Below are 12,000 nucleotides of genomic sequence, written 5' to 3' on the forward strand. Positions count from 1 at the left end.
TATTATATTTTATCTAAAAGATAAGCCACTTGTACTATCGGTAGGTATAAAAACGACCCGAACATAATTTTTAATGCTGCTTCTTTACTGCATTCTTTCATTAGGTAGAATGTTTGACTAAGGAATAACACTCCGCAAATGGTTGCTACTAATGCCGAATAAATACCAGTAATTCCAAAGAGCGTTGGAAGTAAACCCAAGGGAATCAAAAATAAGGTATAGATCATAATCTGAATTGCAGTATTTAAGTCCTTTTTACCTCCAGAAGGTAATAGCTTAAAACCGGCCTTCTTATAGTCGTCATCCGCTACCCAAGCAATAGCCCAAAAATGAGGGAACTGCCAAATGAACTGGATCCCGAATATAATCCAAGCTTCGATGCCAAAACCATTAGTTGCAGCTACCCAGCCTAATAAAGGAGGTAATGCACCCGGAATGGCACCTACAAATACAGCAATCGGACCAACTCTTTTCAGAGGAGTGTATACAAAGCTGTACAAAATTAAAGACACTAATGAAAGAATGGCAGTCATCACATTCGTGTATACAAGAAGTAAGCCTATACCTGATGCTCCAGTGACGATTGCAAAAATTGTTGCTTCTTGAATAGATATTTTCCCTGTTGGGATAGGACGATTTTTCGTTCTATCCATTTTCTTATCTAATTCTACCTCAATGATTTGATTGATTGTAACGGCAGAACCTGAAACTAAAAAACCTCCCAATGAGAGAAAAGCTAAAACAACGTAATCAATGCCTGCTCCAGAAAAGCCTAAAACGTAACCGAAAGCGGACGAAAAAGCTACCAAAAAGCTTAGCCTCGGTTTAAGAAGAACGAATAAATTCTTTGCGTAACTTATAAGTAAGTCGCTTAAAGATAAATTTTGTGAATTAGAATATTGCATACTCCCTTTTATTTTTCTTTTTCGTGCTATACACTACTTGTAAAAATATATAAAACTGAATCCCAAAAATCATACTACCTAGAACCAAATGAATAGGCTGCGCCCAAAAAGGCACAGCAAAATATGCCATTATGGTACCGGATAAGATTTCAAGAATAATTAAACTAATTAATATTTTTACATTTCTATAAATGATATCTAAACTGTTTTTTTGCTTAAATAATTCATACAGTAAGTAGAAATGAACAAGGGCAATAGCTATTGAGAATGATCTGTGAATGTAAAATTCTAGACCTAAACCTTCTATCCAACTACCCCTTAGAGCCTCTCCCAACCTAAGAGCTACCACATCGAGTGCTTCTCGCACCTGAGTACCAAGGACAATTTGTATAAGTATCATGACCATAGCCACAAGTAGAATTCTTGACAAATTTTTCGATTTGGCTACTTCTACCTTCTTTATGCTGCTCTTCTTATTAACAACAAAATAAAGTCCAGTTAAAACTGCAAGAATAACCATGGCTAGCATCATATGCACTGTGATCAACCAAGATAGTAGGTTTGTCGAAACTACAACCGAACCAATCCATCCTTGAATCAATACTAAGACCAAAGACGCAAAAGCTAAAGCAAAAATCGTTTTAGACTGCCTAACATACTTTAAAGAGCCTGCAACACATAGCACAATCAACAGACCGACCACTGCACCTAATAATCGATTTAGATATTCAGTCCAAGTCTTCGACACATTGAATTCTGCCTCTTCCTTAATTGATTCGTCCGCTAATATTGCCTGACCAATCTCAGAATACCCAAAGACATCTAAGTAACTAGCGAATTTTAAGTTTTTTTGGTGTCTGTATTCAGCATAAAAATCTTGATAATCTTCTGGCAACTGCTCTGCTGAAGTTGGTGGAACCCATTGACCAAAACATTTAGGCCAATCAGGACACCCCATGCCTGATCCGGTACTTCTGACAATACCCCCAGCTAGGATCAAAAGATAAACAGCTACTACCGTAACTGTAACTAAGTTCCGATAGTAGCTGCTTATCTTAAATGAGTTATTATGCGTTTGCTTTTGCATCAGCTGCTGGATCAACAACCTCTTTCTTCGCTAGTTCAACCTCATGGTCTAAATTAGACTCAGGAGTCTGAGACAAAGGAATATGCTGAGGAATAAAATCCTCCTTTGCACCTGGCTTACTATAATCATACGGCCATCTGTAAACTTTAGGAATTTCTCCAGGCCAATTACCATGACCAGGCTCAATAGGAGCAGTCCATTCTAAAGTATTTGATCTCCATGGATTTTGAGGTGCCTTCTTCCCTCTGTACATTGAATAAAAGAAATTGAACAAAAATAAGAACTGAGCAGCAACGGTAACGAAGGCTGCGACAGAAACAAACATATTCAAATCAGTATAGCTACTAAAAGCGTCAAAGTTAGTCCATGAATAATATCGTCTAGGGAATCCTGCAATACCAATGTAATGCATTGGGAAGAAAATCATGTAAACCCCTATGAAAGTCATCCAGAAGTGGATATGGCCAAGCTTTTCATCCATCATTCTACCAAACATCTTAGGGAACCAGTGATAAACACCTGCTAGCAAACCAAAGATTGATAAACTACCCATTACCAAGTGGAAATGTGCTACAACGAAATAAGTATCGTGTAACTGAATATCAATTACTGAATTTCCTAAGAAAATTCCAGTCAACCCTCCAGATATGAAGAATGAAACTAAACCAATTGAAAATAGTGTCGCTGGTGTAAATATGATGTTACCTTTCCAGAGTGTTGTTAAGTAATTAAATACTTTAACCGCTGAAGGAATTGCAATTATCAATGTTAAGAACATGAAAACTGAACCCAAGAAAGGATTCAAACCTGACACGAACATGTGGTGTGCCCACACTACAAATGATAAAACAGTTATCCCTAACATTGACCCAATCATAGCTCTATAACCGAAGATAGGTTTTCTTGAGTTAGTAGCAATCACCTCGGAAGTAATACCCAATGCAGGCAATAATACAATATAAACTTCAGGGTGTCCTAAAAACCAGAATAAGTGTTGATACAGAATTGGACTACCCCCCATGTTTGGCAATGCCTCCCCTCCGATGTAAATATCAGATAAGTAGAAAGAAGTACCGAAACTTCTATCAAACACTAATAATAAAGCTGCTGCAAACAAAACAGGGAATGATAACAAACCAATTACGGCAGTTAAGAAAAAAGCCCAAATCGTTAATGGTAATCTTGAGAAGGACATTCCCTCTGTTCTTAAGTTAATTACTGTAGTGATATAATTAATACCTCCCAATAGCATGGAAACAATAAAGAATACCATAGCTACTAGCCATAAAGTCATTCCCAGCCCTGAACCTTGGATTGCCTGTGGTAATGCACTTAATGGTGGGTATACCACCCAACCACCTGCAGCTGGACCTGTTTCTATAAAAATTGATGACATCATTACCACACTAGATGCAAAAAAGAACCAATATGACAACATATTCATAAATCCTGAGGCCATATCTCGGGCCCCAATCTGCAATGGTATTAAATAGTTACTGAATGTCCCACTTAAACCAGCTGTTAAAACAAAGAATACCATAATGGTACCATGCATCGTTACTAAGGCAAGGTAAAATTCCGGATCTAACTGCCCAGCTTCGGATATCCATCCGCCAAGAAGTGGTCTTAACCAACCTAAATCCATATCAGGGAAGCCTAACTGAAGTCGGAAAATAACTGACATTCCAACACCGATTAACCCCCACAGAATTCCAGTAATCAGGAATTGCTTACCAATCATTTTATGATCAGTAGTAAAAATATATTTAGAAATAAAGCCTTGTTCGTGGTCATGGTGCTCATCATGATGAACTTCCTGACTTAAATTTGCTTCTGCCGTTGTTGACATAACTTTATGATTTAATTTTTTAGTCTAACTTCTTGTTATCAATTCCTGTTTTCAAAAGTGCTAATTCTTTCAAATCTTCTGGCACCTTAGTTAAATATTCAGGATTCCTTTTTAAGAAAGATTCCTGTTCTGCATACCACTCTTGGTATTCCTCAGGTGTGTCTACAATAAGGGTTAATCTCATGGAATTATGACCTCTCCCACAAACCTCAGTACAAGCTATTTCATAATTAAATTCAGGATCATTTAATTCCTCCCTCATTTCTTCGGTTGTTTTGGTCGCTGTAAAGGTAAAAGATGTTGGCATCCCTGGTACTGCATCCATTTTCAACCGGAAATGAGGTGCAAAAACGCTATGCAATACATCTCTCGCTCTAATATTGAAAGTCACAGGCTCGCCTTTTGGTATATGCATTTCACGAGGAATAAAATCATCATACGCTGCTTTATCGTTAAAATCAATACCAAAACTATTTGTAGCTTCTATTACTCGATAATCTGTATTACCTAACTCTCCATCAAGGCCTGGATAGCGTACTCCCCAAGCAAACTGATAACCCATAATTTCTAGATTATTTGTGTTTTCAGGAGCTGGTGCAGTAATATCAGTCCACACTCTCCAACCTGTAAAAACTAATACAGCTAACACTACTGCAGGAACAAAAGTCCAAATAACCTCTAATTTATTATTCTCAGGATAAAAAAGTGCCTTGGAATTCTCTTTATATTGATACTTCCAAGAAAAATAAAACAGTAAAATTTGAGTAATTACAAAGACAACACCGGTTACTGCCATAGTAACCCAAAACATCCACTCATATTCAACCCCGTGCTCTGATGCAACGGGTAAATTATAATTTTCAAACTCTTTGAAAGAATACCAGAAAAACAAGAAACCAGTTCCGAGTAAAAAAACGATAAACATGGCCCCATTAATTTTATTAGAACTAGATTCTTTCTTTTCTCCATCTCCCTTCGCGACACTTATTAAGGCCGAAATTCTGAAGATAAAGAACAAAATTGCTAATAAAAGTACTACTCCTAAACCTATAGCTAAATTGAACATATATATTACTGTTACTAAATTAAATTAAAATACATGGTGATGTTCTGCTTCTTTCAACATTGGGTGATTTTTGGCCACCAATGAAGACTTAGATAATCCAGTTAACGCAACAAATAAGAATGCAACTCCGAAGATGATCGCCATTCCGATTTCTAACAAACCAAATCCTCCATTTTCTTTCATTACTGCTGGGGTTACCATCAGATAAAAATCAAACCAATGACCGATAAGAACCACAATTGTTACGATTTTCAAGAAAACAGTATGTCTTTTTGAATCTCTTGGCATGAAAACCAAGAATGGAAAGAAAAAGTTTAAAATCAAGTTAACAAAAAACACAATACTGTAATGATCACTAGTAAGTCTTTCAATAAAGTATACAGTTTCCTCTGGAATGTTAGAATAATAGATCAACATAAATTGAGAAAACCATATGTAGGTCCAGAAAATAGAGAATGCAAAAACAAATTTCCCTAAGTCATGTAGAACCCCTGTATTTACAATTTTCAAATATCCGTTCTCCTTAAGAATTACTGTTATCAAAGTGATAGCCGCTAAAGCAGTAACCCACCATGAAGCAAATACATACCATCCGAACATGGTAGAGAACCAATGCGTATCAATTGATAGTATCCAATCCCAGGCAGAAGTAGAAGAAGTGACAGCAAAGAATACGATAAAGCCTGCTGAGATACCCCTTAACTTGTAATAATATTTTTCACCTCCGTTTAAATCTTCCTCTAAAGACTTTTTACGAATCCAACGGAACATTAAGAACCATACCACAAAATAAACAACTAGTCTGGCCAAGAAGAAAGGTGTATTCAAGTACCCCTCTTTACCCGCAATAATAGAGTCATATCTTGGATCGTTAACATCATACAAATATTCATGAGTCCAGTGGAAAATATCATGCCCTCCTACTAAAAATATAACCAAAGTTAAAAGACCGCCTATAGGCAACCAGTTACCGAAGGACATTGGAATCCGTATTAAAGCAGCAGACCAGCCAGCTTGAGCAACATATTGGATGGCCACGAAAAAGACTCCAAGAAGGGCCAGACCAACAAAATACATATTATTAATCCAAAGATTGGCATAAATTCTTTTCAACCAACTAGGATTACCTGCATGTTCACCACCATGAGCCTCAGCACCTTCTAAATGGTTTTGATCTCCATCCTCGGTTACATGAGCACCTTCGTTACCGTCAGACATGATAGCTCCATCATGCATTTCTTGAGCATGTCCAGCTTCTTCACTATGGTCTGTGGTACTTGCAAAAAAGGTACCTAGTCCAAATAATACAAGCCCTACAATCGCTAAAATAGAAAGTGTCTTTTTTGCTTTTGAGGTAAATTCAAATTTTTCTTCAGCCATGATAACTTATCTTAAAACTGTTATATTAATCTTGTTTTTGTAAAGTTTGTACATAACGTACAATTTTCCATCTATCTTCTTGTAGCACTTGAGAACCATGAGCTCCCATTCTTCTAATTCCATGTGTAATTACATGAAAAATATGTCCTTCCGACAATTGTGAAGTTGCTCCGGCACTGTATGATGGTACCCCTTGATATACCTTTCCTACTAATGCTGTTTCATCCATAGAACCACCACCATTTTCTCCGTGACAATGAGTACAGTATTTGGTGTATAAAACCTTACCTTCTTCCAGAATCACATCATTATCAGGTAATGGGTTTTTCATTATTCTAGCTGCCAATTCAACACTATCCTTTGGTAATCGATAGGGAAGCATTCCATTTTCATCTCTAGGCACCGTATTGTTAGCAGGTTGCCTCATTGTCATGCCAAATGGATTGTTAGGGTTTGAGTTGAAATATTCTCCATACTCGTCTTCATCAGAACCAACCCATGCTCCAGCATCCTTTTCAGTAATCTGCGTTAATGGTTCATAAGAAACAGCATGATACATATTAGGTGCGTATTCTGTACCCGGATTATCCTCTCCCGGCTTACATGCCACAACTAAAACTGTAACTAAGCCGAAAAATAAGATTTGAAATATTCTATTTTTATTCATCATTTCCTTAATCAACTTAAAATTTCTTTTCATTTATTTCTACAGCACCTGAGTCTTTCAAGATAGCATTAAGCTCATCCGTTGATTTGCTATTTTTAGCCAGATCAATAGCCATTACATGCATATCATCAGTACTTCTGATATCGTATATTCTCGGTTTTCCATAAGGCTTCAAATTACTGATTATAAAGAAGGTAGCAACCATCCCTAAAGCCGCAAGAAGAACTGTTACCTCAAAACCAACTGGTACAAATGATGGGATTGCAATATGATCTTTACCACCAATTATCATTGGCCAATCGATTCCCATCATGTATATCATCATCAAAAATGCTAAGCAAGTTCCAGTGATACCAAACATAAATGCTGCAATGGAAATTCTGGAGCGCTTATAGCCCAATTCATCATCCAAACCATGAACTGGATACGGAGTATAACATTCATGAATTTTTACATCGCTTCCACGGACTTTTTTAACTGCGCTTAAAAGCACTGATTCGTCATCAAAAATCCCTACGATAAAGTTTTTACCGCTTTCCATAATTATTTTTTGTTTTCAATTTCACCTGAACTAGATTTCAATACTGATTTTACCTCTGCCATATTAATCACTGGGAAGAATTTAGCAAAAGAGAAGAACAGTGTAAAGAATAAACCAAAACTGAATAGATAGATACCCATATCATAAACAGTAGGACTAAACATGGCCCAACTTGATGGCAAGTAATCTCTATGCAATGAGGTTACAATAATCACAAATCTTTCAAACCACATTCCAATATTTACCACTATGGATAAAATGAAAGTTGCCCATAAACTTGTTCTAATTTTCTTGAACCAGAATAACTGAGGTGAAATTACATTACATGTCATCATCGCCCAATATGCCCACCAATAAGGTCCGGTTGCCCTGTTTAAGAATGCATATTGCTCATATTGTACACCAGAATACCACGCCATAAACAATTCAGTAATGTAGGCTACACCCACAATTGAACCCGTTATCATAATAATGATATTCATCAATTCAATATGATTAATGGTAATATAATCCTCTAAGTTGTACACTTTCCTTGTTACCAACATTAATGTCAATACCATTGCAAAACCTGAGAAAATCGCTCCTGCTACGAAATATGGAGGGAAAATGGTAGTATGCCATCCTGGAATAACAGAAGTTGCAAAATCCATCGATACGATGGTGTGAACTGAAAGTACCAAAGGAGTCGCCAAACCAGCTAACACTAACGAAACTGTTTCATATCGCTGCCAAGTTTTTGCAGCACCATCCCAACCAAAACTCAAACCACCATATATCGCTTTCGATATTTTATTTGTAGCTCTATCCCTAATAGTAGCAAAATCAGGAATCAATCCGATATACCAGAACACCAATGAAACTGTGAAATATGTAGAGATCGCAAAGAAATCCCATAGTAAAGGAGAGTGGAAGTTAAGCCATAACGAACCAAAGGTATTTGGAATTGGAACAAACCAATAAATACTTAGCCAGGGTCTACCTGTGTGTAAGATCGGAAACATTAGTGCACAGATTACAGCAAAAATTGTCATCGCCTCTGCTGCCCTATTGATGGAAGTTCTCCATTTTTGACGGAACAAAAGCAATACTGCCGATATCAAAGTTCCTGCATGACCAATACCTACCCACCATACGAAGTTGGTAATATCCCATGCCCATCCTACGGTTTTATTCAAACCCCACATGCCTATACCATCCCATACCGTGACAGCTACAGCGTAACCTCCCACAAATAATGCTCCTAACGAAAGTGCCATAGCGGCCATCCACTTAGGGTTTGGTTTGGCTTCTACATGCCTACAGATATCATGAGAAACATCATGATAGGTCTTATTTCCCGTTACTAATACTTCTCTTACTGGTGAAGTGACTTCCATATTGCTACAGTTATTAAATTAAGCCTTAGTATTTACTTTATCTTTATTTCTGATTTTGGTCATATACCAAACGTTTGGTGCTACACGCAACTCTTCCAGCACATGGTAAGCGCGTTCTTCATTCACCTCTTTAATTGGTTCATCAGATTTCTCTTTCAATTTCAAGTATTTTGAAATCGCTGAATCTTGATTGTTCAAGTCACCAAAAACGATCGCATCAGAAGGACATGCAGAAGCACATGCTGTATTAACATCTTTATCTTCTAATTTACGCTTCTCTTTTTTCGCTTTCAATTTACCTGCTTGGATTCTCTGAACACACATAGAGCATTTTTCCATAACTCCACGAGAACGAACCGTTACGTCTGGGTTTAGCACCATTTTACCTAGGTCATTATTCATGGCCATGTTCTTATCAAACTTGGTATTGTCATGGTATTTGAACCAGTTAAATCTTCTTACTTTATAAGGACAATTGTTAGCACAATATCTTGTACCCACGCATCTGTTATAAGTCATTTGATTTAATCCCTCTGAACTGTGAGTAGTAGCGGCAACCGGACAAACAGTTTCACAAGGAGCATTATTACAATGCTGACACATCATCGGTTGGAATGTTACTTCCGGATTTTCAGCGGCTTTCTCCAAACCTGCTGTATCATCTGGTGCTGCATCTGAGCTGTAGTATCGGTCAATACGCATCCATTGCATATCTCTTCTCATCACTACTTCCTCTTTACCAACAACCGGAATATTATTTTCTGACTGACAAGCTATGGTACATGCAGAACAACCTGTACATGAATTCAAATCAATAGCTAATCCCCAATGGTGGTTATTATATTTATGTCCATTCCAAAGCGTCAATTTGGACGGAGCAACTTTTCCTTTGCTAGTGGCAACATGAGGTTGGAAATCTCTTTGCCAGTTCTTCTTTTGATAATCCTCCAATAGAGCTTCCTGAATCACAGTCTCACGCCCCATGAAGGTTTGGTGTGTTTGGGTTTGCGCTAGTTGGTAGCTTCCTGCTGTTCCATCAACGCTAACTCCGGCTGTTAAAGCATAAGCTTTTGAACCATTTAGCTGACCCAAGAAAGGATAAACATCAAAGCCTACACCATTGGCAACTTTACCAGCCATTTTTCTACCATAGCCCAATGCTAACCCGATAGTTCCATTTGCTTGGCCTGGCTGAACCAAAGCTGGAACTTCCATTGCTTGACCATTAATAGTCAAATTGATTTTAGACGTTTTACCTTCAAATATTTTTATTCCTAACTCATTGGCCATTTTTTGTGAGATCGTTGCGTAATTATCCCACGTGGCTTTTGAAATCGGATCAGGTAATTCCTGTAACCAAGGGTTGTTGGCATGATAACCAGTCCCTAAAGAAACTTTTTGGTAGAAAGAAACTTCTAATCCGCTATTGTTAGGCTTATAATTCTTATTAATTCTACCAGCAGAAGCAGATAAATCTACACCCTGAGTTGATACATTGTTGCTTTCCACTGCATAAGTGAATACACCATTATATAACGTCTTATCCCAGAATATATCGAACGTAGGCTCCTGACCATTGTAGTGATTATCCTCCCAATTCTTTCTAAGGAAATTGTAATATTCTTGTTTGTTACCAGTCCAAGTCAAGAAACTGTCCTGAGCCTGACGAGTCTTGAATAATGGAGAAATAGTTGGCTGAGTTAAGCTCAGTTGACCCTTTTTAGGCTCCGCATCATTCCAAGATTCTAAGAAGTGATGATCTGGTGCTACATATTTGACAACATCAGCTGTTTCATCTTTTCTGTCGGAAGTCGAGACTGTCAAAGCTACTTTACTCAAAGCTTTTGTCAAGTCCTCACCCATTCCCGAATCATAAACAGGATTAGCATTATAGAAAATAACAGCTTTAATACTTCCAGCATTTGCATCTTTGACAAATTTACCGAAAGCAGCATCATCGCCTTTTCTTGCATTTGAATGTTGATTCAAATCAAGGGTAGTACCATAGTTATTCAACATGGAATTGATACCATTGACTAACATTTGAATATCAGAATCATTTGAGCCTGACACTACAATTGATTTACCCTGACTAGCAACCAAGTCTTTGGCTGCTTTTGAAATGTTTGCAACCTCTACTTTATTGGTATTTATACCAGAATTACCAGTTATTTTCGCTACTTCATTATATAAAGCAGCTACCACTAATCCGTCTTGAGAAGGTTTGATTGTTGTTCTGTAATCTGCATTCGAACCAGTCAATGAAAGGTTAGATTCGAATTGGTAATGACGCGACATTTTTTTGTTGTCACTATTTACCTTTCTTGTTTTACTATATTGCTTAGTATGCTCAATTGGAGAAACCCAAGTTCCCAAGAAATCTGCACCAAAACTTACTATTGTCTGAGCTTTGCTAAAGTCATAGGAAGGTACCGCTTTCACACCGAACATTGTTTCATTAGCTTTCAACATTCCATATTGAGAAACAGCATCATACATCACATGCTCCGTGTTTCCATACTTTTCAGCCATTTCATTAATAGCTTTTAAAGTAGATGGAGAATTGATTGTATTGGAAACAATTCTTATTTGACCGCCCGCATCGCTTATTGCTTGCAGTTGCTCAGTGATTTCTTTATCAATTGTTCCCCAATCAGCACTTTTACCTTCTTTCAAAGGACCTCTTAATCTTTCTTGGTCATATAAAGAAAGTACTGACGCTTCAACCTGTGCATTTACACCACCTTGGGTAATAGAAGAGTTTTTATTTCCTTCTATTTTGATTGGTCTTCCTTCACGAGTTTTTACCACTATACTAGCGTAATCACCACCGACAGAGTAGGTAGATGCATAGTAATTAGGAATACCTGGGTCAACATCAACAGGTTTGTTCAAATAAGGGATCGCTTTTCTTACAGGTGCCTCGCAAGCCGCCAAAGAAGCTGCTGCTACACCAAACCCCATCATTTTCAAGAAATCCCTTCTGGAAGGACTACCTCCATTGGATTCTTTTTTATCATTGATTGGCAAGTACTCAGGAAATTCCTTTTCCGCATTTTTAACGAATGAAGGATCATTCGTTAATTGTTCAGTTCCTTTCCAATATGTTTTTTGATCACTCATATCTAT

Annotated in this window: 9 protein-coding genes; all 9 read right to left on the bottom strand. The window is 37.4% G+C overall.

Annotated features, from left to right (window positions below):
• Nucleotides 1-2 precede the first annotated feature (2 nt).
• From cyoE to Q3Y49_RS00165, 9 genes are read right to left on the bottom strand one after another with little or no spacing between them, the layout of a single operon-like run.
• Nucleotides 3-905: a heme o synthase gene (gene cyoE / locus Q3Y49_RS00125; RefSeq protein WP_303270181.1), complete on the bottom strand. Its 903-nt coding sequence runs from the start codon at nt 903-905 to the stop codon at nt 3-5.
• Nucleotides 892-1,992: a COX15/CtaA family protein gene (locus Q3Y49_RS00130; RefSeq protein ID WP_303270182.1), complete on the bottom strand. Its 1,101-nt coding sequence runs from the start codon at nt 1,990-1,992 to the stop codon at nt 892-894. The genes cyoE and Q3Y49_RS00130 overlap by 14 nt, the downstream gene beginning before the upstream one ends.
• Nucleotides 1,973-3,841, bottom strand: coding sequence for a cytochrome c oxidase subunit I (locus tag Q3Y49_RS00135; RefSeq protein WP_303270183.1), 1,869 nt, complete (start codon nt 3,839-3,841; stop codon nt 1,973-1,975). Before Q3Y49_RS00135 ends, Q3Y49_RS00130 begins: the two co-directional genes overlap by 20 nt.
• A 19-nt stretch (nt 3,842-3,860) precedes the next feature.
• Nucleotides 3,861-4,907 (bottom strand): cytochrome c oxidase subunit II, encoded by a 1,047-nt coding sequence (locus Q3Y49_RS00140; RefSeq protein WP_303270184.1) that lies wholly within the window; start codon nt 4,905-4,907, stop codon nt 3,861-3,863.
• A 24-nt stretch (nt 4,908-4,931) separates the two neighbouring features.
• Nucleotides 4,932-6,287: a quinol:cytochrome C oxidoreductase gene (locus tag Q3Y49_RS00145; protein ID WP_303270185.1), complete on the bottom strand. Its 1,356-nt coding sequence runs from the start codon at nt 6,285-6,287 to the stop codon at nt 4,932-4,934.
• Between the two features lie 25 nt (nt 6,288-6,312).
• Nucleotides 6,313-6,957, bottom strand: coding sequence for a c-type cytochrome (locus Q3Y49_RS00150; RefSeq protein ID WP_340153979.1), 645 nt, complete (start codon nt 6,955-6,957; stop codon nt 6,313-6,315).
• Nucleotides 6,958-6,970: 13 nt separating this feature from the next.
• A complete protein-coding gene (locus Q3Y49_RS00155) occupies nt 6,971-7,495 on the bottom strand; it encodes a DUF3341 domain-containing protein (protein WP_303270187.1) in 525 nt (174 codons plus the stop codon).
• Between the two features lie 2 nt (nt 7,496-7,497).
• A complete protein-coding gene (gene nrfD / locus Q3Y49_RS00160) occupies nt 7,498-8,871 on the bottom strand; it encodes an NrfD/PsrC family molybdoenzyme membrane anchor subunit (protein WP_303270188.1) in 1,374 nt (457 codons plus the stop codon).
• An 18-nt stretch (nt 8,872-8,889) separates the two neighbouring features.
• Nucleotides 8,890-11,994 (bottom strand): TAT-variant-translocated molybdopterin oxidoreductase, encoded by a 3,105-nt coding sequence (locus tag Q3Y49_RS00165; RefSeq protein ID WP_303270189.1) that lies wholly within the window; start codon nt 11,992-11,994, stop codon nt 8,890-8,892.
• Nucleotides 11,995-12,000 lie beyond the last annotated feature (6 nt).

The sequence above is a fragment of the Marivirga harenae genome, from assembly GCF_030534335.1.
GTDB lineage: Bacteria > Bacteroidota > Bacteroidia > Cytophagales > Cyclobacteriaceae > Marivirga > Marivirga harenae.